This window comes from Vibrio sp. Isolate33 (assembly GCF_022397895.1).
Classification (GTDB): Bacteria; Pseudomonadota; Gammaproteobacteria; order Enterobacterales; family Vibrionaceae; genus Vibrio; species Vibrio pomeroyi.
Map to the genome: position 1 here is coordinate 42,384 of NZ_JAKEUP010000003.1, position 25,326 is coordinate 67,709.

21 protein-coding genes are annotated in these 25,326 nt (G+C 45.7%); 8 read left to right on the forward strand and 13 right to left on the reverse strand.

The annotated features are described in order from the left end of the window. The first annotated feature begins 12 nt into the window (after nt 1-12). Nucleotides 13-843, forward strand: coding sequence for an ammonia-dependent NAD(+) synthetase (gene nadE / locus L1D37_RS06910; RefSeq protein ID WP_239847351.1), 831 nt, complete (start codon nt 13-15; stop codon nt 841-843). A gap of 105 nt (nt 844-948) precedes the next feature. Here the strand turns inward: nadE and L1D37_RS06915 are convergent, their stop codons facing one another. Beyond that, nucleotides 949-2,820, reverse strand: coding sequence for a hybrid-cluster NAD(P)-dependent oxidoreductase (locus L1D37_RS06915; RefSeq protein WP_239847352.1), 1,872 nt, complete (start codon nt 2,818-2,820; stop codon nt 949-951). A gap of 218 nt (nt 2,821-3,038) precedes the next feature. Between L1D37_RS06915 and L1D37_RS06920 the strand changes: the two genes are divergently transcribed. From L1D37_RS06920 to L1D37_RS06935, 4 genes are all read left to right on the forward strand, one after another. Next, nucleotides 3,039-3,197 (forward strand): YqaE/Pmp3 family membrane protein, encoded by a 159-nt coding sequence (locus tag L1D37_RS06920; RefSeq protein ID WP_008215717.1) that lies wholly within the window; start codon nt 3,039-3,041, stop codon nt 3,195-3,197. Nucleotides 3,198-3,389: 192 nt separating this feature from the next. Beyond that, nucleotides 3,390-4,418, forward strand: a complete 1,029-nt coding sequence (gene pyrC / locus L1D37_RS06925; RefSeq protein ID WP_017633383.1) for a dihydroorotase — start codon at nt 3,390-3,392, stop codon at nt 4,416-4,418. 303 nt (nt 4,419-4,721) lie between these two features. Further along, nucleotides 4,722-5,756 carry a GGDEF domain-containing protein gene (locus L1D37_RS06930; RefSeq protein ID WP_239847353.1) on the forward strand — a complete coding sequence of 345 codons (1,035 nt, stop codon included), beginning with the start codon at nt 4,722-4,724 and terminating at the stop codon, nt 5,754-5,756. Between the two features lie 183 nt (nt 5,757-5,939). After that, nucleotides 5,940-6,866: a M14 family metallocarboxypeptidase gene (locus L1D37_RS06935; RefSeq protein WP_017633377.1), complete on the forward strand. Its 927-nt coding sequence runs from the start codon at nt 5,940-5,942 to the stop codon at nt 6,864-6,866. Between the two features lie 202 nt (nt 6,867-7,068). On the opposite strand, the gene L1D37_RS06940 is transcribed toward L1D37_RS06935, so the two are convergent. The 10 genes from L1D37_RS06940 to xsc all read right to left on the reverse strand — a co-directional run bounded on the left by L1D37_RS06940 (nt 7,069) and on the right by xsc (nt 19,380). Next, nucleotides 7,069-8,676 carry a BCCT family transporter gene (locus L1D37_RS06940; protein ID WP_239847354.1) on the reverse strand — a complete coding sequence of 536 codons (1,608 nt, stop codon included), beginning with the start codon at nt 8,674-8,676 and terminating at the stop codon, nt 7,069-7,071. Nucleotides 8,677-9,161: 485 nt separating this feature from the next. Further along, nucleotides 9,162-9,734, reverse strand: a complete 573-nt coding sequence (locus L1D37_RS06945) for a hypothetical protein (protein WP_123284843.1) — start codon at nt 9,732-9,734, stop codon at nt 9,162-9,164. A gap of 247 nt (nt 9,735-9,981) precedes the next feature. Then, entirely contained in the window at nt 9,982-10,902 is a 921-nt protein-coding gene (locus L1D37_RS06950) for a cache domain-containing protein (protein WP_239847355.1), read from the reverse strand. 11 nt (nt 10,903-10,913) lie between these two features. Continuing rightward, nucleotides 10,914-12,254 carry a TRAP transporter large permease gene (locus L1D37_RS06955; protein WP_017057942.1) on the reverse strand — a complete coding sequence of 447 codons (1,341 nt, stop codon included), beginning with the start codon at nt 12,252-12,254 and terminating at the stop codon, nt 10,914-10,916. A 37-nt stretch (nt 12,255-12,291) separates the two neighbouring features. Continuing rightward, nucleotides 12,292-12,834 carry a TRAP transporter small permease gene (locus L1D37_RS06960; protein WP_017064289.1) on the reverse strand — a complete coding sequence of 181 codons (543 nt, stop codon included), beginning with the start codon at nt 12,832-12,834 and terminating at the stop codon, nt 12,292-12,294. A gap of 164 nt (nt 12,835-12,998) precedes the next feature. Next, the gene (locus L1D37_RS06965) at nt 12,999-14,000 is read right to left on the reverse strand and encodes a TRAP transporter substrate-binding protein (RefSeq protein ID WP_017059971.1); all 1,002 of its coding nucleotides are present in this window, start codon (nt 13,998-14,000) and stop codon (nt 12,999-13,001) included. A gap of 117 nt (nt 14,001-14,117) precedes the next feature. After that, nucleotides 14,118-15,584 (reverse strand): FAD-binding oxidoreductase, encoded by a 1,467-nt coding sequence (locus L1D37_RS06970; RefSeq protein WP_239847356.1) that lies wholly within the window; start codon nt 15,582-15,584, stop codon nt 14,118-14,120. A 48-nt stretch (nt 15,585-15,632) separates the two neighbouring features. Continuing rightward, nucleotides 15,633-16,070, reverse strand: a complete 438-nt coding sequence (locus L1D37_RS06975) for a nuclear transport factor 2 family protein (protein WP_123284846.1) — start codon at nt 16,068-16,070, stop codon at nt 15,633-15,635. A 262-nt stretch (nt 16,071-16,332) separates the two neighbouring features. After that, nucleotides 16,333-17,139, reverse strand: a complete 807-nt coding sequence (locus tag L1D37_RS06980; protein WP_239847357.1) for an FRG domain-containing protein — start codon at nt 17,137-17,139, stop codon at nt 16,333-16,335. A 429-nt stretch (nt 17,140-17,568) separates the two neighbouring features. Then, nucleotides 17,569-19,380 carry a sulfoacetaldehyde acetyltransferase gene (gene xsc / locus L1D37_RS06985; protein WP_050643312.1) on the reverse strand — a complete coding sequence of 604 codons (1,812 nt, stop codon included), beginning with the start codon at nt 19,378-19,380 and terminating at the stop codon, nt 17,569-17,571. 264 nt (nt 19,381-19,644) lie between these two features. On the opposite strand from xsc, the gene L1D37_RS06990 reads away from it, so the two are divergent. Together L1D37_RS06990 and L1D37_RS06995 are read left to right on the forward strand one after the other, a co-directional pair. Further along, nucleotides 19,645-20,625 carry an AAA family ATPase gene (locus L1D37_RS06990; RefSeq protein ID WP_239847358.1) on the forward strand — a complete coding sequence of 327 codons (981 nt, stop codon included), beginning with the start codon at nt 19,645-19,647 and terminating at the stop codon, nt 20,623-20,625. A 3-nt stretch (nt 20,626-20,628) separates the two neighbouring features. After that, the gene (locus L1D37_RS06995) at nt 20,629-22,350 is read left to right on the forward strand and encodes a cobalamin biosynthesis protein CobT (RefSeq protein WP_239847359.1); all 1,722 of its coding nucleotides are present in this window, start codon (nt 20,629-20,631) and stop codon (nt 22,348-22,350) included. A 51-nt stretch (nt 22,351-22,401) separates the two neighbouring features. On the opposite strand, the gene L1D37_RS07000 is transcribed toward L1D37_RS06995, so the two are convergent. Both L1D37_RS07000 and pta read right to left on the reverse strand, forming a co-directional pair. Then, complete coding sequence (locus L1D37_RS07000) at nt 22,402-23,169, reverse strand: sulfite exporter TauE/SafE family protein (RefSeq protein ID WP_239847360.1); 768 nt, start codon at nt 23,167-23,169, stop codon at nt 22,402-22,404. A 57-nt stretch (nt 23,170-23,226) separates the two neighbouring features. Further along, entirely contained in the window at nt 23,227-24,327 is a 1,101-nt protein-coding gene (gene pta / locus L1D37_RS07005) for a phosphate acetyltransferase (protein WP_239847361.1), read from the reverse strand. A gap of 154 nt (nt 24,328-24,481) precedes the next feature. Between pta and L1D37_RS07010 the strand changes: the two genes are divergently transcribed. Beyond that, nucleotides 24,482-25,270 carry an IclR family transcriptional regulator gene (locus L1D37_RS07010; RefSeq protein WP_061038008.1) on the forward strand — a complete coding sequence of 263 codons (789 nt, stop codon included), beginning with the start codon at nt 24,482-24,484 and terminating at the stop codon, nt 25,268-25,270. Nucleotides 25,271-25,326: the final 56 nt, after the last annotated feature.

Below are 25,326 nucleotides of genomic sequence, written 5' to 3' on the forward strand. Positions count from 1 at the left end.
AAAGGAATACGAATGGAACAGTTAATTCGTGACGAAATGCGCGTACTACCTTCAATTGACCCTCACTTCGAAGTGACTCGTCGTGTGGACTTTATTAAAACGAAACTTCAGCAGTCAGGCTGCAAGTCTCTGATCCTTGGTATCAGTGGCGGTGTAGACTCAACGACCTGTGGCCGCTTGGCACAGATGGCCGTTGATAGCCTGAACGAAAACTCTGGCAGCAACGACTACCAATTCATTGCGGTTCGCCTACCTTATGGCGAGCAAAAAGATGAAGACGAAGCACAACTTGCTCTCTCTTTCATCCAGCCTTCTCAATCTGTTTCTGTAAACATCAAAGCGGGTGTTGATGGGCTTCATTCTGCATCTCACGTTGCGCTTGAAGGTACAGGTTTACTACCAACAGACTCAGCAAAAATCGACTTTGTGAAAGGTAATGTGAAAGCTCGCGCTCGCATGATCGCACAATACGAAATTGCTGGTTACGTTGGCGGTCTTGTGATTGGTACTGACCACTCAGCAGAAAACATCACTGGCTTCTACACCAAACACGGTGACGGTGCCTGTGATTTAGCGCCTTTGTTTGGCCTAAACAAGCGTCAAGTTCGTGAACTTGCAGCAACGCTAGGTGCGCCAGAGCTATTGGTTAAGAAAGTTCCTACTGCCGACCTAGAAGAGCTTGATCCACAGAAAGCCGACGAAGCAGCATTGAACCTTTCTTATGACCAAATCGACGATTTCCTTGAAGGTAAAGAAGTCCCTCAAGACGTCTCTGACCGCTTAGTGGGTATCTACAAAGCAACACAGCACAAGCGTCAACCGATCCCAACGATCTACGATTAATTTGCTGGATTAGTCTCAGAATCAAAAAGGCCGGAAGTTCATTTCAGTGAACTTCCGGCCTTTCTATTAAATGCGCTTTTCTTTCTGGTCTTTCGACCTACCGAGTTAGTCTACGACTTCGATATCAGTTTGAGGCACACTGCAGCACGCCAGTATTTGCCCCATGTTGCGTTCATGCTCTTGCAGCGCTGGTACGTCAGGTTGATGAACTTGCCCTGACTCAAGGGTCACTTTACAAGCGCCACAGAAACCCGCGCGGCAACTTGAAGCAATAGACACACCCGCCGACTCTGCTTGCTCTAGCAAGGTTGACTGGTTATTACCTTCGAACAAGTAGCCATTCACACTCAACTGAAGTTGCTTCACAGCTTCCTCGGTCGATTGAGCAACACCAAACGCTTCTTGATGGTAATGCTGAGGGTTCAGCCCCATTTGAATCAGCAGTTTCTTGGCATTATCCATAAAGCCGTCAGGGCCACACACGAACGCTTGGCGCTTATGTAACTCATCAATTTTTGCAACATGAGACACGCTCAAACGACCAGACAGACCATCCCAATCTTTCGTTGGTTGGCTTAGTGAATAAATCACGCGAAGCCCAGCATGTTCGCGAGTGATCTTATCAATCTCAGCTTGATAAGGGATATCTTCTTCACTGCTGCATTGGTGATAGAACACCACATCATCAATCTGACCATGGTCGGCTAAGTAACGAAGCATCGACAACATTGGTGTGATGCCACTTCCCGCTGACAACAGCAACAATGGGTGTGTTGGGTTATCTTCCAAATAGAATGCGCCATCTGGATTTTGAGCGACTAAGGTATCACCCACTTGGAAGTGATCATTTAACCAATTAGAGATTTGGCCATCATCGACACGCTTCACTGAGATCGCTAAACGACCCGCTCGTGACGGACTAGAAGATAAGGTGTAACGACGAGAGACCTTCTCGCCATCAATCACCATTTCAATCGGTAGATGTTGTCCCGGTTGATAACTAGGTAGTGAGTGGTTCTCTTTCGCAGGCTCTAACCAAAACGTTGTAAAGTCGCGAGCGATCTCTTCACGTTCAACACAAGTTAAATGCAGCGACTCCACCCATGTGTCTTCGTAATGCTCTTTCTCTTTGGTTTCGAGCACCTCAACCACATCACCGGCTTTGATTAAACCTTCATTTTTCGCGACGAGGTTTTGACCAAAGAACACGCCACCACGCTCATTGGCTCTAAAAGTCGAGAAGGTATTCAGCGGCTCTTTTGTTGCTCTAAATTCGCCACGCTCAACATCTACCGTCGTCAGAATACAGCGCTCACAAGGTTTCACTGCTTCAAATTCAACCTCGCCGATTCGTATGCGCTTCCAACCATCTTCAGCAAAGGCTTCTGTATTAGAGACAACAAAGTTAGTGCGGAACTGATCCATAGAATGGACTTCAGGGCTTCGGCGATTCAGCTCATCAAGGGATGCTTGGCTGATCACCAACATTGGATAGCCATCAGCGAAACTTACGTTCTGGCCGAGCTTTTCACGAACACGATTCGATTGCTCGCCTGAGAACAATAACTCAACACGAACACCCAACACGTCACTGAACCAATCATCGGCTTCATCGTTAGTGGTGTAAGCGGTGAAGCTGTCTTTCCAAACCGTTGCTGGCGCTTCTTGCATCTTGAAGTTCGCGTATTTTAGTCGCAGCGGCTCTTTGCCTTCATAAGTGAAAATCAAACCGTCTGGTTGCAAGCTTGAAGATACCTTAACCATCTTCGGGTACTTACGAGCCGTGACCATTGAACCGTCAGCCAATGCCAACATAAAACGTCTGTCGAAGGTAAGACCTTGTTTTTCGACCCAAGCAGAAGAGAGCGAGATGCCACCCACTGACTTTACCGGAAACACATTGATTTGAGATAAGGAAGGCTGTTGACCTGAAGCTTTTTGAGCTAAAGCCCTTTGACCTGAAGATAGCTGCGACATAACGATTCCAATGTTTTGTTGTTTGTCCCAATGCTAACAAATGGTTATAAATAGATAAACTGGCAGGCATTAAACACTTGATACTAAGCTAATATCTTGAGATGTTTAAACGACTGTCTTCTATACATAAAGACAGCAATGCATTAACACTCTCCAGACGTTCTATAATATGAACACGGTTAACGCATTGAACTCTCATTGAATAAAAAGGATTTATCATGAACAAACTCGTCATTATCATTTTATGTGTACTGCTTCCGCCTGTTGGCGTGTTTTTCGCTCGTGGCGCAGGTAAAGATTTGCTAATCAACATTGTCCTTACCTTCTTCTTCTGGGTACCAGGAATGATTCACGGACTCTGGGTAGCTACCCGCTAACCTGCCTTCAAAAATAAATACCGAATAAAATACCCAGAAAAACAAGCTCCTAACCCTGAAGAGTTAAAAATAGGATGAAATGAAAGTGCTTTTCCACTATCATCCTGTCGCCTAAACGTAAGCGATTGCTTTCACAGATTTCGCCGAGTTTAGGCTCCAACTACATAACACTTCAAATGGTGGGAGCCTTCAATGACACAACTTACGATTACTCGTCCTGACGACTGGCACGTTCATCTACGCGATGGCGACGTATTAAAAGATACAGTGCGCGATATCAGCCGCTACAATGGTCGAGCGTTAATCATGCCAAACACCATCCCACCGGTAACCGATACCGAAATGGCTCTTGCTTACCGTGAACGCATCATGGCAGAGCAACCAAGTGAACAGTTCCAGCCTTTAATGGCACTTTACCTAACAGACAACACAACACCTGATGAAATTCGCAAAGCGAAAGAGTCTGGCGCAGTGGTTGCAGCTAAGCTTTACCCAGCAGGCGCAACAACAAACTCTGATTCAGGCGTAACTTCAGCTAAGAACATCTACCACGTACTAGAAGCGATGCAGGAAGTTGGCATGCTACTTTTGGTACACGGTGAAGTAACGACTCACGATGTTGATATCTTTGACCGTGAGAAGCAGTTCTTAGACACAGTACTAGCACCGATTGTGAACGACTTCCCTAACCTGAAGATTGTTCTAGAGCACATCACAACAGCAGATGCTGCGACTTTCGTGAAGAACGCCAACGACAACGTTGCTGCAACCATCACAGCTCACCACCTGCTTTACAACCGCAACCACATGTTGGTTGGCGGCATTAAGCCACACTTCTACTGCCTACCGATTCTTAAGCGTAACACTCACCAATTAGCGCTTATCGAAGCGGCAACAAGCGGCAGCAAGAAGTTCTTCTTGGGTACAGACTCAGCACCACACGCGAAAGGTGCTAAAGAGTCAGCATGTGGTTGTGCGGGTTCTTACACTGCGCACGCAGCAGTAGAACTGTACACAGAAGTATTCGAACTAGAAGGTAAACTTGAGAACCTAGAAGGTTTCGCGAGCCACAACGGCCCTGACTTCTACGGTATCCCACGTAACACAGACACCATCACTCTAGTAAAAGAAGAGTGGAATGTATCTGAGACAATGCCTTTCGGTTCAGACATCGTTGTGCCAATCCGTGGCGGCGAGACAATTGCTTGGACTGTTAAATAACGCAGCACCGTTTTAAACGAGATTTCTTGTTTAAATCAAAAACTTCAAAGCCCTTCACATTAAGTGAGGGGCTTTTTTAATTATGTCTTAATTCCCTTGATTCTAGGCCATTAGCGCCTAATCTTATTCCATACAATGCATAAATTTACATGGATAGTGATGAGTTTAGGCTTAGACGTTCGTACTCTATGTTTAATTATGGTGTTCCTTTCTGGGACCTATTGCATCGGGCTAATAATTAAACAAAGAAATCAAGCACCGACTCAAGGTACTCGGAGCCTGTTCTATGCCGTATTTTTTTTAATGGCAGGATTTTCCCTGCTCAGCTTTGGCGATGATATTTCCTTCTGGCTTTCAAAAGTCGCTGCCAATTTCTGTATTGCTTTAGGGTTCGCTCTGGTCGTACTCAGTTTGCATCAAATCAGACATGCTCCCTTAATCTATCCACTGGTTGTTTTCTCTTGTTTACCACTGGCGTTAGCTGCGCTGATCTATTATTCCGTCATCGAACCTTCTACCAATGCACGTGTTGTTGTCATCTCTGTGTATGTCACGCTTTGTACGGTTTCAAGTGCGATTGTCGTCAATAAAAGCCAAGTAGAAGACCTAAAACTGCCGATCATGCTGCTCACAGGCGTGCTTGTTATCCACTCTCTATTTATGCTGTTTAGAATCTGGTGCACCCTACGCGAGCCTAATATCGGCGACTTCCTTCATGCCGGTAATGTCCACCAGCTCGCCATCATCATGACTGCGATTCTTCTAAGTACTCTTGGCTTTACTTACAACTGGATTCTTAATGCTCGACTGATGGAGTCACTCTATAGCTCTTCATTAAAAGACAGCCTCACACAGCTTTATAATCGAAGAGCGATGAACGAGATGACCAGCCGAGAGTTGACACGTAGCTTGCGGCATAAACACGCTCTGTCGGTGATCATTTTAGACATCGATCACTTCAAACAGGTTAATGACGTTTATGGGCACCAAGTCGGTGATCGTGTGTTGCACAACCTTGGCGAGATACTCATCAACAATCTAAGAGCACACGATGTGGCATTTCGTTACGGGGGTGAAGAGTTCTTAATCATGCTGCCTGACACAGCAATCAATGATGCATGTACAGCAGCAGAGAAACTAAAAGTACTAATAGAAAGTCACACCTTCTGGAAACAACAAGAAAAGCCATTAACGGCGAGTTTTGGGGTCGCTCAATTACACCCTAATGACCAACGTACTAATCTGATTGAACGTGCAGATAAAGCCTTGTACCACGCAAAAGAACAAGGTCGGAATACCGTGTGCAAAGGTGAATTCGAAGGAACTGTCTCCGCTTAACCCAAACATTGGTATCAAGCATATCAAGGGTTCCTCTTCCATAGTCATCAACCTGACTTGTACTCACATATGTTATTTGGAATGTTGGCCGTCATTTACATACACAGGTTCAATAAGAGTTGCACGATGCCATTCTGCTGATTATTCTCACTTCATCACAACGTACCCCACAGAGATAAAACAATGGAAAGTACCTACACCTACCCTATTGGTGAGCCAGGAAAAAAATGGCAAGAAGCAGAGCGTCAAGCATGGTTTGCTCAAAGAACGGTTAAGCGTGAATACCAACAAGAAGTCGTGCCAAAGATTAAAGCACTGGCAGACCGCTTTGACATCGAGCAATACGGCGCACTGAGCTACGACGAAGCTCGCTTCCCACTCTTCGCAATCAAGAGCAAAAACTGGGACGCGTCAAAGCCAACCATCCTCGTAACAGGTGGTGTTCACGGCTACGAAACCAGTGGTGTACATGGCGCAATCAAATTCGCTGCAACTCAAGCAGAAAAGTACACTGCGCACTTCAACATTGTTGTAGCACCTTGTGTGAGCCCATGGGGTTACGAAGTCATCAACCGCTGGAACCCAAATGCTGTTGATCCAAACCGCTCTTTCTATGACGGTACGCCAGCTGAAGAATCAGCAAACCTACGAGCATTAGTCGCGTCTCTGCCAGAAGTATTGGTTCACGTTGATCTTCACGAGACAACCGATTCTGATGAAACTGAGTTCCGCCCTGCACTCGCTGCACGTGATGGCATTGAGTACATCGAAGGCATGATCCCAGACGGTTTCTATACTGTGGGTGACACTGAAAACCCTCAACCTGAATTCCAAGCTGCTGTCATCGCTTCAGTTGAAAAAGTAACGCACATCGCACCAGCGGATGACGAAGGCAAGATCATTGGTTCAGACGTCACTCAACACGGCGTAATTAACTACCCAATGAAGAAGCTTGGTTTATGTGGCGGTGTGACGGATTGTAAGTACGGCACGACTACTGAGGTTTACCCAGACAGCGACAAAGTCACAGACGAAGAGTGTAACGATGCTCAAGTTGCTGCTGTTGTTGGTGCTTTAGATTACGTTATTCAGCACGAATTGAACGCGTAAGCGCAAACCCGCTAATTAGTACCTAATAGCAAGAACTAAGAACTAAAAGAGCCACAAGTGACTACTCACTTGTGGCTCTTTTTTGTTTCTCTTTCGCTGATTTCTTCACGGCATAAAAAAGCTCCCTTGCACGCGGTGCCAGGGAGCTTTGAATCTGCTGACTAGAGTAAGTCCCTATCTAGAAACTTATTGAGTTCGCGATTTACTTAGTTGCTGGAGTAACCGTTTCTTGCCCTTTACCGACTTCAGTCAGTAGGCCTTTCAGCAAGCTGATACAGCCAAGCAGAAGAATGATCGTAAACGGCAGTGCTGCAATAATCGTAATAGATTGCAGTGCTTGAATTGATTGAGTACCACCAATCCACAACATCACCATTGCGATAGCACCTGAAATAACCGCCCAAACCACTTTCTGTTTCACAGGCACTTCAAGTTTACCACCCGCCGTCATGCCATCGATAACGATAGAACCAGAATCTAGCGTTGTCACGAAGAACACGATGATCAGCGCGACTGCGATAACAGACAGGATGCTACCAAACTCGTAAGCATCTAACATGTAGAACAAGCTTAGAGATACGTCTGTGATACCTTGGTCAAGGCCAAGTTGCCCCACTTGATTAATCACTTGTTCGATAGCCACGCCACCGAAGATAGACATCCAAGCTGAAGTTACTAACGTTGGAATGATCAGTACGCAAAGTAGGAACTCACGAACCGTACGGCCTTTAGAAATACGCGCTACGAACATACCGAAGAATGGTGCATACGCTACCCACCATGCCCAGTAGAACACTGTCCAACCGTGCAGCCATGTTGTGTCTTCACGACCCGCACTTTGGCTCAACGCGACGATATTTTTCACATAACCAGTTACAGCCGTTGCCATTGAATCAAGCACAGTTGTGAAGTTCAATACTGCGATAAGACCAAGGAATACGAACGCAATAACCATGTTCAGGTTACTTAGGAACTTAACACCGCCGTCCATGCCACGCAGAACAGAGATGATCGCCAAGCCCATGATCAGAACAATGATCGATTGCTGAAGGAAGATGTTGTTGTCCAAGCCAAACACGTGGCTGATACCACTTGCTGCTTGTGTGCCACCTAAGCCCAATGAAGTCGCAAGACCGAACAGAGTAACTAATACAGTTAGTACATCGATAACATCACCGGTTTTGCCCCATACTCGCTCACCCAAAATTGGGTAGAACACAGAGCGCATAGATAGCGGCAGACCTTTATTGTAAACAAAGTACGCTAGGCAAAGTGCCGTCATGCCATAGATAGCCCATGCATGAAAACCCCAGTGGAATACGGTTGCACCCAATGCTAATTCACGACCAGCGGCTGTGAAAGGTTCTGCGTCTAATGGCGTTCCGAACCAGTTCGTGAAGAACGCAGTTGGCTCTGCAACACCCCAGAAGATAAGTCCAATACCCATACCTGCTGCGAATAACATCGCAATCCAAGATGCCATTGAATAGTCCGCTGTCGCGTCTTCACCACCTAAGCGAACTTTGCCTAGAGGTGAGAATGCAAGAACAACGGCAAAAACTAACATGATGTTGGCTCCCCACATAAACAAGAAGTCAAACTTTGATAGAACAGCACCCTTAATAGAATCAATTGCAGCTTTAGCGTCTGCAGGAGGAAGAGCAAGAAGAGTGATGATGAAAAGAAGAGATAAGCCAACTGAGGCTACGAAGACGGTGTTATGGACATCCATGCCCCATTTACTGACGTTGTCTTGACCAACTTGATAGTCAGTAGAATCGATACTGTATTTTTTTGATTTAAAACTCATAAATTATGATGTTCGCATATCCGGTTCAACGAATATAAGGACGCTCTCCATATCCAACTACTACTTGATTGGCTCGCCATTTCACTAAAATAAAACGTGATAAAAACCACCGAGCAAGGTGATAAATGGACTTACTGGCTCAATCCCAGGACGCGCATTATAGCACAGCACGAAGCATTTTGACTGAGTTTTTGCTCAATAGTCACTCAACGCCCTGTCATTTATGGTCATTAAGCCTATAAAAAACCAACTCAAGACAACATCAAAACCATTAAATTACAAATACTTAAACAAACAAACCTGTCAGCGTGAGTTTTTGAAAACTTTTGTGAGATAATTTTAAGAATCGCTTAATTTACTTATAGCTCTAACAAAAAAGCCCCGCTATAGGGGCGGGGAAATTACCAAAGGTAAAAGAGAAATCGATAGTGCGATTTTAGCGCCACGTATCGCAGCGCTAAGATATTAAATCGCTATAGAGAGCATTAAATCGCGAAGCAAAAACCTAGGTTGTAGTCTTCGCCATTTTTCGCTGTGAACTCTTTGTCTTCACTCGATGCATTCGGTCGACCACTTTCATCGCCCTTCACTAGGCTCACCCAGTGACGGATTCCTGAAGAACGACTAGCCTCAGTTTGACCAAATGTGGTACACGTCTCTAGTTGAATATCTTCAATATCAACCAATTCCAAGTGACCCGTGCCTTTACGAGCGCCGATTGTCACTTCAACGTGTGTACCGCTCTCATCACGGAACAGGATTGAAGCAGGTTTAGACTTATCACCTGTGTAAGCCACAAAGTGTTTAGCGCGTTTCAGACCAGTGTGTTCACCGTTTTTGAAGTAAACCTGAACGTGTCGGTAGTCAATCTCGTAGCTCACTACATCTTCGTGAGAACCCGACTCGAGAGGGAATAGAGTATCAAGCAACTGTTTCGCCATTTTCTGCTTTTCGAGTTGCTTGTCTGCTTTCACCATTTCGACGGCAAAGACAGCTTCAGCAATAAAAGTTGAATGGTTTCTGTGAAGTTCTGTTTTGTCTAGTGTCAGCATATTCATAGTCTATCCCTCGTACGGCTTTAAATTTCATTAAGGTCAAACATCCCAATTGACCCTTTTCAAAATTGTTCTTTACTGTGTGGTTTCCATGTTTTTCATACTACTTGTATTTTTGTCACAATTTCACAACAAAAATTTCACAGTGTGAATTTTACTAAATTGCTTTTTTACACACTCCTATTTTCAGGGATTAAATGAGTCGTAAGCCATTAATTTAAATAGACTTACGATCATTGAATACTCACTTTTACGTCTTGTTTGAATTTGTGTAATAACCGACCCCTACTAGCTTATTGTCAATAACACGGTAATAAGTGTGCTTGGTTTCAACTTTACTCGACAGCGGATTCAACCAACGATAAGTGTAAACACCTCGGCCGTTTTCTTTGGCAAGGTTCAACATCTCAGTAAGAATTGGCTTGTCGTCCGGGCTTAGAATCTCGTTGTGCGAACGCCCAACTAGCTCAGGAGAGACTCCATGCGCCAGCAGTTTTCCAGAGCTCATATCCATCACAAACACATATAAGTCTCCTTCAACAAAACTGCCTTCTGCGTCATTGAACTCAGTTAGGCTCTCTTGTTCTGACTCCACTATCGCGGTCATCGCTCTCGCGAGTAAACTCTTTGCCTCGGCCGCACTCGAACGCTCAGGGTAATAACCCACAGCCACAATCACATCGCCTACTCGCTCAAAGAACGTGGTTTTCGGCTCACCCATGCGGTCGGTCGGGTTGGTCCAGTGATACTTCACCTCACCAAAACCGTTGTGTACTGCTTTGGTGATCATTTCACGGAAAAAAGGATTACCGTAAACGTCTTGCGTATCTAAAACACTGTCACCTACTAGCACCATTGACGAGCCGCCGCTGGCGAGGAATTGGCCATCGATGCCCAACGCAAATACATATAGCTCCCCATCGATATATTCAGGGTCACTAATGAAATCTTTAACGCTATCGTCACCCTCTTTTTGAACGTGGACCACTGCCTTCGCAAGCAAGGTTTTGGCTCTTCTTTCAGCCTTACTAACAACATGTGGTTCAGAAATATCGAGCACATTAACAGGCTTGGCTTCTTTCTCTGTTTCAGAGTGTTCGGCACGTAAACTAATGCCACTCACCACTGCAAACACGGCACAACCAATGAGGATGATTCTGGATAAATTCATGGTTATCTCTCCTAATAGCCGACTAAAGACGGTAGCCAAAGCGTAATTTGTGGGAAGAAAGCGATAACGAAAACGCCCACAACAGAAGCAAGAACAAAGGGATGGATCTTCGCGGTGATTTGTTCAACCGTAGAGCCCCCTATTCCCGATGCGACAAAGATATTCTCGCCAAGAGGCGGCGTTGCAAAACCTATCGATAAGGTACACACCACCACGATGCCCACGTGAGTTGGATCAGCACCCAGCATGTACATGATTGGTAGTAACACTGGCACGATGATCATGATGGCCGCTAAGGTTTCCATGAACATGCCGATGAACAACAACAAGGTAATGGTTAGCGCCCATACCATGTACATGTTATCGGTGAAGCTGAGTAGTGATTCAGCCACCACTACTGGGATCTTTTGTTCAATCAACAAGCGTCCGAACACGGTAGCGGCAAAGAGTATCAACAACACACGTCCGGTGATCCATGTCGTAGTCGACAGAGATTTCATCACGCTTTTGAACGACAGCTCACGGTGAATGAAAAGCCCAACAAACAACGAATAGAATATCGCTACAACTGCGGATTCTGTTGGTGTAAACATGCCGCTGTAAATACCGCCAAGAATCAAGAACGGCGCCAATATTGACCATAAACCGCGGCGTAAGTAATGCCTTACATCGCCAAACGACCACGTTTCGGTCAGCCCTTTATAGCCTTCTCGCTTAGCTATGAAGTAGTTGGTTACCACCAGCGTCGATGCCATGATGAAGCCCGGTACGACCCCAGCGACAAACAGTTTCGGAATCGACAAAGAAGCAAACTGGCCGTGTTGAGCAATGGCTTCTGGTGGCGCCATTAAGCCCATTGCCGAGATACCAAAGATAACCAAAGGAATGGAGGGCGGGATGATAATGCCCAAGCCTCCGGATGCAGCCGTCACTGCCGAGGCGTAGCTCTTATCGTAGTCACGCTTCACCATCGCAGGCACCATTAACATGCCTACCGCGGCGGTGGTTGCTGGGCCTGAACCCGAGATAGCACCAAAGAAAAGACACGCCATTACCGTTGCTGCGCCAAGGCCGCCAGTTACCGGCCCCGCTAAGCTTTCGGCGATATCCACCAGACGTTTGGAGATACCCGCCGCCTCCATTAATGCGCCCGCAAGAACAAAAGCTGGCAGGGCCATTAACGGGAAGTTACCCACCGAGGTAAACGCGATTTGTACTAAAGCGATGGGATTTTTGTCGAGCAACATATAGGCCGCCATCGAAGCGCCGGCCAGTGATACTGTGATTGGTGCGCCCAGAATTAACAGCGTTAAAAAGCCACCAAATAAAATTAGAGTTAAATAGGATTCCATTATTACATCTCTCTATTACGACTATTCTCTGTGATGACTATTGCGCTGACTTTTGTGCCGTCATTTTGCGCAGCTCTTTGACTTCTGGATCTTCGTTGGTTGCGCCTTTGAATAGACGCTCATAGTTGTTCCAGATAATTCGAATCATCATCAGTGAAAACGCGATAGGTAAAATCATGTAGAAGTACTTCATCGGGATACCTGTGGTTTGAGACTTCCAAAACAGATTCATTTTGTTGAACACGAAGTCGTAGCTGAGGTAAACGAAGTAGCCGTTGAAACAGAGCCATAAGAAGTCAGCGATGGTTTCACTCACGGTCTGCACGATTGGCGGAAAGAATTTAAAGTGAAAGCTCACTCGGTTGTGCGCCGACATCTTGGCCGCAACAACAGCCCCTAGATAGGCAAACCAAACGAACATGTAAGTAGCGACCTCATCCCCCCAAGGGATAGAGTAATCAAAGAACTGGCGAGTAAGGATTTGTGTGAACAGCAGTAGGACAAAGCTTGCGAGCAGCAGACAACATGTATATTCCTCAATGTTGTTTAGGTGCTTTTTTATTGTTTTAGCGACTGACATATAACCTCCAATGTTGATTTCCACATGACAACCAGTCGCTCACGGTCCTAAAAAGATCAGGTACAGAACAGATCAACGAGTACAGCCATGTAAATGCCCTATCTCACTGTTCTATCGCTAGGTGATTAAGTAGCGGAGAACAGCAGATAGGGCGAATCTAATCGTTACTTTCTACCTAGTAACTCAAGAACGTCGTCTAGCTTGTCTTTGCCCCCAATGCTTGAGTAGAACTTAGGCCAAACTGACTTAGTCACCTTGCTGATCCACTCTTGCTCGTTGTCTGCTGGGTCGGTGAATACCATGCCTTTCGCTTGTAGCTCTTCGCGAATCTTGTTTTCCGTATTTTCTAGATAAGCAAAGCTGTGCTCTGTCGCTTCCTGACCAGCTTCAAGAATGATCTTTTGCATTTCAGGAGTCTGTTGTTGGAAGACCGTTTCACTCACGATTAGAGGTTCTAGAGAGAAAATGTAGCGAATGTTGGTCACGTACTTTTGTACTTCGTTAAACTTCATCGCGTGGACTGTGATGTAAGGGTTATCTTGTCCATCTACCACGCCTTGTTGCAGGCCAGTGAAAGTCTCAGACCATGCCATTGGCGTTGGGTTGACACCCCATGCTTGATAAGACGCAATCATGATTTCGTTACGAGGAACACGAATCACGAGCCCTTTTAGATCTTCTGGTGAAGCAACAGGCTTTTTCGAGTTAGTCAAAACCCTAAAGCCAGAATAAGCCCAACCTACGATGCGAACACCAGCGTCACGAATCGTGTTATCGACTAAGTCTTGGCCTACTTGGCCTTGAGTCAGTAGCACTGCTTCTTCTGCGCTTTGAATCACGTAAGGCATGGTCAATAGACCAACAGTTGGAGAGAAAGGCGTCACGTTGTTGATCGCCAGTACAGAGAAGTCGAGAAGACCAATTGCCGCATCATTTACGGTGTCTTGCTCATTGCCTAATTGGCCGTTCGGGAACAGATCGATTTTCACTTTACCGTCTGTTTTTTGCTCCATCAGCTCAGAGAATGAGGTCGCTAGTTCCCACTGCGTACCACCAGCAGCATCGCCGATAGCCATTTTAAAATTCGCTGCTGCCGCGGTATGAGATAGCACCGCTGTTGCTACAATAGTGACACCAGCAATAATTTTATTTTTAATCAATTTCATAGTCTTAACCTTTCCTATCATACAGACTTCCTGCCTGTACTTTGCTCACAAGGTGACCTGGTACAACTTTCCTGGTCGTAGTTCTATTTCCCTATTTTGGAAACAATGTTCGGGTAGTTACAGCCGTTCATCCTTTAACGAATACCACTGATAAAGGAACCGCTGCCCCATTCTTCGAAACGGTGCAAACATCTCTGATTCCACCACTTCCCTCACGTTGGGGAACGGAAGTTTTGATTCAAATATTGGTAGGTCGAGCTTGTGACCTTCGCCTGCTATCCACTGAGCAAGGCGCTTACCTGCTTGAGCGGAATACATCACACCATTACCGCCATATCCCAGCGCGTAGAAGATGGATTGCTTCGGGTTCGGCTGATAAATTCTCGGCATCATGTCGTGGCTGACATCCACCCAGCCCCACCATGAATAATCAATTTGGATCTGGTCGAGAGATGGGAATTTTCGTGTTAAATCCGCTCTCAACATGTCTTCATATTTCTTCTCAGGTGCGTTCTTGCCACTGATGGCACTGCGTGTACCAATCTGCACTCGGTTATCCGGTAACAAACGGTAGTAGTGGCGCAGAATTCGAGTATCAGTAATCACCTGATTGGTTTTGAAGTTACATGCGGCGATTTCGTCTTGAGTTAACGGACGTGTCACCATCGAGTTCGAAAGCACTGGTAATAGGCGATTCTTAAGCTCGGAATGCAAACCTTGGCTAGTATACCCACCCGTACAAACACCGACAGAACGCGCCTTCACAACACCACCTGGCGTTTTCAGATAATGCACACCGCCACGAGTTTCCCAACCCATAACTGGGCTAGATGGGTGAACTTTAACGCCGAGTGCTCGCGCCTTTCTTAGGTAACCAAACGCCAGTTTCCCTGCATGAATACCAATCCCTTCGGGTTCATGCATCGCGCCTGCCGCTTCTTGGTCGCCAACATAATCACGCTTTACGGTTTCCGCATCTAAGATCTGCGCATCGTAATCGAACGTGTCACGCAGCAACTTGGCTTCTTTCTCAAGCGTTGCCATCACTTTTGGACGGTGAGCCACATATAGGTGACCGCCCGGCTGCGGGTCACAATCGATGTCTTTGATCAGTGACTTGAACGTTTCCATGCCATCCACACACTCGCGGTGCATTTTTAGCGCCGTTTCTAGACCCCAGCGTTCAATCCACTGAGAACGCTTCAAACGCCCAGAAGCACACTGTGCTTGACCACCATTTCGGGTACTGCAGCCCCAACTCATACGGTTAGCTTCAATCACCGTTGCTTTAATGCCGTACATTTCAGCAAGGTGTATCGCGGTACTTAGGCCTGTGTAGCCTGAACCGATAATGGCCACATCGACATCCATGTCTGACGTGATTGGGCCATCATCTTCAGGTGGCGCGCCTGCAGTATCTACCCAATAAGTCGGGGCATATTCCTTACCGTGACCTGGGCTCTTGTCTTTAAGTGGGTCGTATTTTGGATCGTATTTATCTTTTGCTTGGGTACTTTCTTTTGCTTGGGTGCTTTTCACCTTTGGCGGCACATCGGCTGCCGGTTGTTCCATTACTAAACTCATAATTCGACTCTCCTAGTCATAACACGTGAACGGGTTGTGGTTTCGTGTCTAGCTATTGGGAGTGTTGTTAGGAGTCAAAAGAGGTCGTGTTTTACGGAAGGCATTTTTTACGCTGATTTTTCCATCTTTCAGGGTAAACACGTCGACCATGCGAGCTTCGATGACGCTGCCATCTGGGTTCGTCGCAGAAAACGTTGATTCACTCACAGCGCGGTCACCGCACACAAAGTGGACAGGGTCGCTCCAAGCCGCATCTGGAAAGTTCTGCCAAACCAATTCAAAGCTATTTCGAACCGCTTCGTACCCTTCGATAGTGTTTCCAAGCAAGCCTTCTCCTGCCACCGTGTGGAATACACAGTCTTCTGTCATGAAAGACATCAGCGCTTCAATATCATGGTTATTCCACGCATCACTAAAAGACTGTAAAAAGGCGGTGTCGACTTGGTTTTCCAGCACGAACGTCGCTGCATTGGTTTGCATATTCATATTCCAGAATCCTTTATGTTTTCGTTATTGGTTTAAATTTCAGTAGCTTTGCGCCACTTTTTTATTAGAGTGTTTAAACTAGATCTGTGAAAATTTAACAACTTGATAACAAGGTTCATCACTCTAACTTCGAGTTAGGTTATAAACAATCTCTAAGCTCACAGATTTCATCTTTTTATAAATTAATTAGTGTTCTAATTTTATTTACTCAACTTTTCACTCACGATATAAGAGGTATAATTAAATTAGAACATGTTAGCCTTTAGTCGAAATCAAAGTCTTGATGATACTTTCGACCATACTGTTCAAGTTGACGATCATGAGTATTAACTTGCAATTCGATATTGCCGTCACCTTTATTTATGACTTGGTTGTTATCTACATGTGCTTCGTTTTTTAAATCCGTTAGTTTCTCTTCGACATACTCTGTCGGTTCATTTAAAACGTTCATGGATATTAACTCCTTTATTAGGTTTACTTTCACTGATGGAAGAATATGAACGGATACTAGACCGTTTGAATATTCTTTCTCATCGTACAAAGGCTGAATGGCATCATTGCCACCTTCCTTAAATGGGTGAATGGAATACCACTTGTCCTTACGTGGCTCTTGCTTATCGCAATCCGCCACATTAAATATCTGAGTTTTGTTGAGATCATACGGCGAACGAAAAACACTAACCCGCTGATAATCAATAGCTTTAATTATGTTTATGCAGTCTTTACTTTGGCAGTGACACACCGACCAAAGCGCATTTAACAGGTTATCGGTCCATTCCAGTAAACGGGTGGGAAAGCCCTGCTTCTTGGCTAAACACATCAATAACCAGTCATTTATGTCGTGTGAGCTCAGCGAGTGACCACCGTAAACTCTCACTGTTGAAAGCAACTCTTGTTCGACACGGCGTATGTTCTTACGATTGGAACGGCCTAAACTTGGCATTAGATTATTATTTTCATAATCACACACGTTATACATCAAACCACGTTGGTCACTGCATTCAGCCATTAATGAATCAATTATTTTATACAGTTCTCCGAGTGTGCTGATATAACGTTTATTGTTCATATTTGGTTCCAACCACTCGACAATATAAATAACTAGATTAAAATTTATTCGTTAAAAACTGACATGTAATAAAATACACAGACTAAAGTCTAATAACTCTATCGACTTATCGGTAATTACTATTTAAAAGCAACTCATAATAATTATTGATAAGTCTCTATTAATGAAACCGAGCACCTATTCACCTTAGTTATTTCATTAGGGCTCTAATATTTAGAGCGAAATAATAAAAATATATGACCCAATACTTAGATAACAGCACTATTAAGAATCTTTAAAAACCACTCGGCCGCTAAACCATTTTGTTTCATCATCTAATTTAAAATTAATGGCTAGTGTTAGAGCTTAATTTGTTTGCCCGACCACATTCTCGATAACTCTTTATCTAGCATTCACGAGACTGCTTTGGTCGGGCAAACTTCCTATGACTTATACGTAGTCTTTGTACTTATCTAGGAAACGAACCGGCGTTGATAGTGCATCTCGGCGGAACGGGTCGCCCAATTCCTGAGTACACATGATTTCAATGATGGTTGTTTTGCCTTCGTTCATTTGCATGTCGATGGCTTTCTGTAGAGTTGGGCCAACATCTTCTAGCTTATCAACCGTGATACCTTCAGCGCCCATTGCTCGTGCGATTTCTGCAAAGCTTTGGTTGTCCAGTTCACCAGCAACAAAACGTCGGTTGTAGAAGTCGACTTGGTTCTTCTTCTCTGCACCCCATTGACGGTTGTGGAACACCACGGCTGTCACTGGAATGTTATGACGAACACATGTCATGGTCTCCATCAAGCTCATGCCCCACGCACCATCGCCTGCATAAGAGATAGCCGGACGATGAGGTGCTGCCGCTTTCGCACCAATGATGGTTGGGAACGCGTAGCCACAGTTACCGAAACTCATTGCCGCGAAGAAGCTACGTGGTTTTTCAAAGCGTAAGTAGCTATTTGCCACCGAGTTGATGTTACCGATATCCGTTGAGACCATAACGTCTTCTGGCATCGCTTTTTCTAGTTCACGCAGTACTTGGCGTGGGTGTAGATATTCGCCACCAGAGAACGGAGTCTCGTGCGAATTTTCTTCAATCATATCCAAGCTGAACGAGTCACGTTCGTGCGTCCACTCATCAAGCTCTTTCTCCCACAACGCTTTTTCTGTTGCTACTGTGTCTTGGCGAGCGCCTTTATTGTCATCACACAACAGTGCACGACCTTCCAGTCTTTCAGCTAATGCCACAGCCGCTGCTTTTGCGTCGCCACAGATACCAACAGAGATCTTCTTAACGAGACCAAGCATCTTGTTGTCGGCATCGATCTGAATGATTTTCGCGTCTTTCGGCCAGTAATCCATGCCATGTTGAGGCAAGGTACCGAATGGACCTAGACGTGTACCTAATGCGATAACCACATCCGCTTGAGCCATCAACTTCATTGCTGCTTTCGAACCTTGGTAGCCTAAAGGACCACACCATAATGGGTGGCTAGCAGGGAAAGAGTCATTGTGTAGGTAGCTGTTTACTACGGGTGCGCCTAGTCTTTCTGCCAATGCCGCACACTCTTGAACTGCATCAGCCATTACCACGCCGCCACCAGAAATGATGACTGGGAATTTCGCTTCAGCAATTAGGTCTGCCGCTTCATTCAGAGACTTCTCACCACCCGGGCCACGGTCTAAACGCGCTGGCTTAGGGATCTCGGTTTGAGTTTCGCCGTAGAAATAATCACGTGGGATATTCAGTTGAGTCGGACCCATTTCGCTCATTGCGCGGTCAAAGCATCGGCCCGTGTATTCCGCCATACGGTCTGGGTGCGTTACGTGTCCTTGATACTTAGTAAACTCTTGGAACATTGGAAGTTGGTTACACTCTTGGAAACCACCTAAGCCCATTGTTTTAGTACCAGTCTCTGGCGTCACAATCACGACCGGGCTGTGTGCCCAGAATGCCGCTGCAATCGCAGTTACACAGTTACTGATACCCGGACCATTCTGCCCGATAACCACACCGTGGCGACCAGATACACGAGAGTAACCATCTGCCATGTGAGCAGCACCTTGCTCGTGTACCACTGGGACCAATCGAATGCCAGCAGGAGCAAAGATATCCATTGCGTCCATAAATGCTGACCCCATGATGCCGAACATGTCGGTAACATCATTAGCAACCATAGTTTCAACGAACGCTTCTGATGGTGTCATTGTTACTGTGCCGGAAACAACCGTACGTTTTTCTTGCTCACTCATTCTTCCATTCTCCTTGAGTTAACCAAAATTTCATTTTTCGGAATGAATTGTCTCTTTTTCGAATTCAATTTCACCTTAGTAGTAGATTTTTTGCGCGTCAACTTTTTATATTAAATTGGAACAATTCATTCTAATTAATAAAACTGGATCACATTATTGATAGTTTTTCGTACAAAAAATGCCGTTAACTTAGAGTGAGCTGTTAATAATCGATGACATATGGCCCATCGCGGCAGTCATGGAAGCTATTAAGAGGGAAGAAAAATGAATGATGCGGAATTGATACCAACGCAACCAGTAAGTGTGAGAGAGTGTTTTGGCATCGACAGCAACCTAACCGTATTGGCGTTTCAACATGCGGGAGAGTATGTACCCAAGGTCGATCCTAACTACTGTTTTGATCCTGAAGTAACACTAGCGATATTGGCGGGTTTCACCTCTAATCGCCGCACGTTAATACAAGGTACACACGGAACGGGCAAGTCTTCCCACATTGAGCAAATTGCCGCGAGATTGAATTGGCCGTGTTTGAGGATCAACCTAGACGGGCACTTAAGCCGCTTGGATTTCATAGGAAAGGACAGCATCGTTATTAAAGATGGAATGCAGGTGACAGAGTTTAAAGAAGGCATTCTTCCACAAAGCATCCAGCAACCCATCGCTCTGGTATTAGACGAATACGATGCAGGACGACCAGATGTGATGTTTGTGATCCAGCAACTCTTAGAGCAAGACGGCAAATACACCTCTTTAGAGCAAAACCGAGTGATCACGCCTCACCCTTCTTTTCGCCTATTTGCTACCTGTAACACGCTGGGGTTGGGTAATTTCTCAGGTTTGTATTCCGGTACTCAGGTACTTAACCATAGCCAACTTGACCGATGGAACATCATCGCCACGCTTAACTATTTAGATCCACAACATGAAACCAAGATCGTGTTATCCAAGCGCCCAGAGCTGAACAATGAAAGTGGTCAGCAGTTAGTTGAGAAAATGATCGCAACCGCTGGTTTAACGCGAAATGGTTTTAGAGCGGGTGATCTGTCGACGGTAATGTCTCCGAGAACCGTGCTCACATGGGCTGAAAATATCCGAATATTCGATAACGTAGCCACGGCATTTAGGCTTTCATTCCTAAACCGTTGTGAAGATGAAGAGAAAGAGTTGGTAAGCGAATATTACTTCCGCTGTTTTGGTGAGGCCCTAGAAACGCCTACTCAGAGTTATGCGCAGTCGGAGTCGTAAACCATGGCCAATGTTTCTTCTCAGCAGAAAAAGATCCTCGACCTTGGTGTGTCTGTCGCTAGAGCGATCAGTGGTGAATTGAACCTAAATTATCGGGGCGAGCGTCTCTATAACGGCAATAGCCCCTGCTATTATCAGTCTGCACACACCAACGATCTCACCTTTGTGTCTCGCCACGAGCTGACAAACAGCAAGCTCTCAATGCAAGGCAAGATCGATTCATCGGCGCTGCGACTCTTGTTGTCAGACTCTGATCTTCACTGTTCATTGCGACCCAAAAACGAAGTCGAACGTCTGTTATATGATTTTTGTGAACAAGTACGAATCGAGTCACAAGTCCCGTCTTACCTAAAAGGCGTGACTAAGAGCATTCAGTTCAACTTTGCGTATTGGAGCGATCAGTACCATCAAAATGGCTTTACTGAGTCACGAATAGGGATGTTACTGTTCACTCTGATGCAGGTCATCCACACCCGCTTAACCGGTGTCCCAGTCTCTGAGCCGATTGCTGAAACCATTGAATCAACTCGTGCGGGCATCGTGCCTATTTTCGGAAACAGCCTGAAGCGCTTGAAGGAACATCGAGCCGACCAACGACAGTTTGCTCACTGCGCCAATGAACTCGCCTCTTTAGCACAAGAGCTCATCAACCAAGAACAAGAGAGTAATAACTCAGCGACACCAACGTTTGAAGAAGACATCAAGATCCTTGCTCAGCTGGCTCTTATCGTTGATGGCGACATTCAAGATGAAGACGTCGATACCGACATAACAGGCAGCAGCAAGGTATTTGAACTGTCGGGCGCTAATTATCAGGTCTTTAATTCAGAATTTGACCAAGTGATCGCCGCAGACAAACTCGTCAGGCGCACCCTGTTACTCGAACTGAGGCAAAAACTCACCGATGACATTATGGCGAGACAAGTGAACACTCGCCGTTTAGCCGCTATGCTCACCAGCTTTGTTGCGACGCCCCAAAGTAACCGACGTCAGGATCATTTAGAAGAAGGCATTGTTAACGCCACCACTATCACCAAGCTCATCACTTCACCGCTGGATCGTGCTGTCTTTTATCAGCCAGATATTGGCGCATCCCATCAATGTGCCATCACTTTTTTGATGGATTGCTCAGGTTCAATGCAAAAACACAGTCACAAACTGAGTCTACTGATGGATACGATTCTCAAATCCGTTGGACTCGCCAATATCCCTTTCGAGATTATCGGCTTCACCACCAACAACTGGAATGGTGGCAAGGTCTATCGACAGTGGCTCAAACAAGGTCAACCGAAACACCCAGGTCGTTTAAACGAGATTCGACACATTGTGTTTAAGGATTTTGATACCCATTGGAGACGCTCTCGCCTTGGCATTGCTAGCCTTCGAAAAGCAGACATCTTTAAAGAAGGGATTGATGGCGAAGCGGTTCAGTTCGCTAGCCAGCGCTTGCAGCAACATAGCGCACAGCGAAAGGTGTTGATTGTGTTCTCAGACGGCTGCCCGATGGATACCGCCACCAGCACAGCCAATGATCAGTTCTATTTGGATAACCATCTCAAACAAGTGATTGAGCGTGAGTCGACCAAAAACGTTATTGAGATTCATGGCGTGGGAATGGGAGTAGATTTGAGCCCGTACTACCGCAGTAACATTACTTTAGATGTACAGGAAAGCTGCCTGTTTGGGTTATCTAGGAGCATCTTTGAGATGCTAAAGCGTGTTTAAACATGGGAGGCTTAGGCTAGCGAATCACTAGCCTCCTTTGTCGAAAATGGTTTAGGAAGAGCCAAGCAACGACCACGCAGAAACAGCCATCAAATACCCACCAATCAACATCAGCACCATAAATACTAACTTCCTGAGTTGGTCATTCGACAATGGCGGCGGGAAGCGCCGAGCACACATAGTCACAAGCGCCACCAAGGGAACTGCAATCGCAGACAACCACAGTATGCTTGCTTCCATGGCACCTGCCGCGTAGACATTGACGGTACGGGACATCGACGTACAAGCGAACACCATCAGCAATGTGCTTCGCACCAAGTCGAGCGTAAAAGGCTGTCGATAGAGGTGATAAACAATCGGTGGACCCGCCATCCCAAACAACCCGCCCGCTAGGCCAGAACTAAAACCAGACAACAAGAAAGATACGGTTGCCGAACGGTCTTTTCTGGTTTTAGGTTTGAACATAAAGCTCAGACCTGCGAATAACACCATTGCCCCCAATAATCCTCTCAGGATATGCGTTGCCGACTCGCTCAACTCGTCCAGTAAAAACACACCCAACGACACGCCGGGGATTATACCGATCACTAACACCACCAGAATTTTGAGTTCCCCAAGCAGTGGCTTGCCCATCAACGCGACCAAACAATTAAACAAGGTCACAATACTAACCACGGCAGCAATCACCGGCAACGAAACCAGATTAAGACTGACCGTAAGACCAATCACGATAATGCCAAGCCCAAACCCCGTGACGGTTTGGAAATAAGTACCCACCGCAATGGTGGCAAGAATAGCGAGTAAAACAGGTAACTCCATTAGCAATCCTAATTAGGTGTTTTTACTTAGTATGAGTGCGAGCTTTAAGTGTGATCCTTAGTATCTAAACTCAAATTCTGATTCTTCTCTTTCTTCAGCTTTTTGATCTTCTGGAGCTTCTTGAGCATCAGCTTCAACATCCGTCGTTGTATTTGCCGTTTTACATTGTTGTGCTTGCACGGCAGTCACCGCGATTACATTGAAGATATCTTCGGCACTGCACCCTCTGGATAAGTCATTGGCAGGTTGATTCAGCCCTTGCAACAACGGACCAATTGCGACCGCGCCACCTAACCTTTCAGCAAGCTTATAACCGATATTGCCTGCTTCTAAGTTGGGGAATATCAACACGTTCGATTCGCCCTTAACCTCGGAATCGGGCAATTTTTTCGCTGCTATTTCAGTGACAATCGCCGCGTCGAGTTGAACGTCCTGATCAACCGCAATTCCCGGGCAACGCTGCTTCACTAACTGGGCGGCATTACGCACCTTATCAACCGATTCATGTTTGGCACTGCCATTAGTAGAAAACGACAACATCGCCACCTTCGGTTCTTCCATCAACAGCGTTTGTGCACTGTTTGATGCCGCCACTGCAATTGATGCAAGTTCAGTTTCATTGGGGTTAATCACCAAGCCACAATCACTGAAAATCATGCCGCCTTTAAGGTTATGGAAAGGCTCGCACAACATCATTAAAAAGAAACTCGATACCAATTCACTGTCTGGTGCTGGCCCAATGATCTGTAGCGCAGCTCGCACCACATCTGACGTGGTATAAACCGCGCCATTGACCGTGCCGTCGACCAGCCCTTCTCTTACCATCAAGTTGGCAAAAATCAGTGGGTCTTTAACCTTCTCCAAGGCATCTTCATAACTCATGCCTTTGGCTTTTCTTAACTCATACAGTCGTTCAGCCAACACAGCTTTAAGTGCTGATGTTTGTGGTGAAACAATATGAATGCCCGCGAGGTTAATATGATGCAACTGAGCGGCTTCGATAATCGCCTTTTCGTCGCCCACCAGCGTGATATAAGCGAGCTGTTTATCTATCGCTAATCGCGCCGCTTTCAGTACACGGGGGTCTTCCGCTTCGCTCAAAACCACACGCTTACGATCTAAGTGCGCCTTATCAATAATCCGTTCAATTGCTTTCATCTTAAAATTCCATTTATTGAGATTAATTGTTCCACAATTTATGTTTATATTATTGAAATAATAAAAAAGGTCAAATTTTATTCAGATAATTGAAGAATATTGATTTGGTATGTACACTCTTACACATAGACATATCGCAAGGATGAATCACTGTATGCAAACAGAAACACCACAAGTTCAAGGAGATACGCCCACTCTCCGACTTTTTGCACTATTAGAGGTGATAGCGCAAAAAGACGAGTTTATTTCCCTTCAAGGGCTCGTTGAAGAAACAGGACTACCGAAACCCACTCTGCACCGCATGCTGCAACAATTAGAATCCGCAGGCATCATTCAAAGAGACGGTGATGAAAAGCATTACAGCTCTGGCATTCGACTCAGAAAGTTGGCTGAAAACCTACTGTTCAACAGCACCATGCATAGTGCACGACGTACTATTCTTGAAAACCTTCGAGCAGAAGTCGGCGAAAGCTGCAACCTAACCGCACTATCGAGCGGTGAGATCATCTACCTTGACCGTGCAGAAACCGAAGCACCACTTCGCTTCCACCTGCAACCCGGCTCTCGCGTTCCTGTTCACTGTTCAGCGACAGGCAAACTGTTTTTGGCTCACATGTCGAAATCACAACGCAGAAGACTGATCGAAAACGTGCCACTGACTCAGTACACAGTCAAAACCATCACCGACTACTCAGTATTAGAGCAAGACATCGAAGAAGCGAAGATCCAAGGCTTTGCGATTGATGACGAAGAGTTTCTGCCGGGTTTGGTGTGTATTGCGGTGCTCATTCCATCGCCAACGGGCCAATCTAATCTCGGCTTAGCAATTCAAGCACCTGTGATTCGAGTAAAGCCGGACGAGGCGATCAAGTTCCTACCTGCTCTACAAAAAGCCGCGAAAGCATTGGCGAAGATAGAAGCAGACAACTGGGCGCAAGAATAACCTTGGTAGGCTAAAGCGAATCATCAGCACTGCCATAGACATCAACTCAATAACAG

Coding starts and splice junctions, on each gene's coding strand:
- nadE (WP_239847351.1), top strand. CDS start 13: ATGGAACAGTTAATTCGTGACGAAATGCGCGTACTACCTTCAATTGAC.
- L1D37_RS06915 (WP_239847352.1), bottom strand. CDS start 2,820: ATGTCGCAGCTATCTTCAGGTCAAAGGGCTTTAGCTCAAAAAGCTTCA.
- L1D37_RS06920 (WP_008215717.1), top strand. CDS start 3,039: ATGAACAAACTCGTCATTATCATTTTATGTGTACTGCTTCCGCCTGTT.
- pyrC (WP_017633383.1), top strand. CDS start 3,390: ATGACACAACTTACGATTACTCGTCCTGACGACTGGCACGTTCATCTA.
- L1D37_RS06930 (WP_239847353.1), top strand. CDS start 4,722: ATGGCAGGATTTTCCCTGCTCAGCTTTGGCGATGATATTTCCTTCTGG.
- L1D37_RS06935 (WP_017633377.1), top strand. CDS start 5,940: ATGGAAAGTACCTACACCTACCCTATTGGTGAGCCAGGAAAAAAATGG.
- L1D37_RS06940 (WP_239847354.1), bottom strand. CDS start 8,676: ATGAGTTTTAAATCAAAAAAATACAGTATCGATTCTACTGACTATCAA.
- L1D37_RS06945 (WP_123284843.1), bottom strand. CDS start 9,734: ATGAATATGCTGACACTAGACAAAACAGAACTTCACAGAAACCATTCA.
- L1D37_RS06950 (WP_239847355.1), bottom strand. CDS start 10,902: ATGAATTTATCCAGAATCATCCTCATTGGTTGTGCCGTGTTTGCAGTG.
- L1D37_RS06955 (WP_017057942.1), bottom strand. CDS start 12,254: ATGGAATCCTATTTAACTCTAATTTTATTTGGTGGCTTTTTAACGCTG.
- L1D37_RS06960 (WP_017064289.1), bottom strand. CDS start 12,834: ATGTCAGTCGCTAAAACAATAAAAAAGCACCTAAACAACATTGAGGAA.
- L1D37_RS06965 (WP_017059971.1), bottom strand. CDS start 14,000: ATGAAATTGATTAAAAATAAAATTATTGCTGGTGTCACTATTGTAGCA.
- L1D37_RS06970 (WP_239847356.1), bottom strand. CDS start 15,584: ATGAGTTTAGTAATGGAACAACCGGCAGCCGATGTGCCGCCAAAGGTG.
- L1D37_RS06975 (WP_123284846.1), bottom strand. CDS start 16,070: ATGAATATGCAAACCAATGCAGCGACGTTCGTGCTGGAAAACCAAGTC.
- L1D37_RS06980 (WP_239847357.1), bottom strand. CDS start 17,139: ATGAACAATAAACGTTATATCAGCACACTCGGAGAACTGTATAAAATA.
- xsc (WP_050643312.1), bottom strand. CDS start 19,380: ATGAGTGAGCAAGAAAAACGTACGGTTGTTTCCGGCACAGTAACAATG.
- L1D37_RS06990 (WP_239847358.1), top strand. CDS start 19,645: ATGAATGATGCGGAATTGATACCAACGCAACCAGTAAGTGTGAGAGAG.
- L1D37_RS06995 (WP_239847359.1), top strand. CDS start 20,629: ATGGCCAATGTTTCTTCTCAGCAGAAAAAGATCCTCGACCTTGGTGTG.
- L1D37_RS07000 (WP_239847360.1), bottom strand. CDS start 23,169: ATGGAGTTACCTGTTTTACTCGCTATTCTTGCCACCATTGCGGTGGGT.
- pta (WP_239847361.1), bottom strand. CDS start 24,327: ATGAAAGCAATTGAACGGATTATTGATAAGGCGCACTTAGATCGTAAG.
- L1D37_RS07010 (WP_061038008.1), top strand. CDS start 24,482: ATGCAAACAGAAACACCACAAGTTCAAGGAGATACGCCCACTCTCCGA.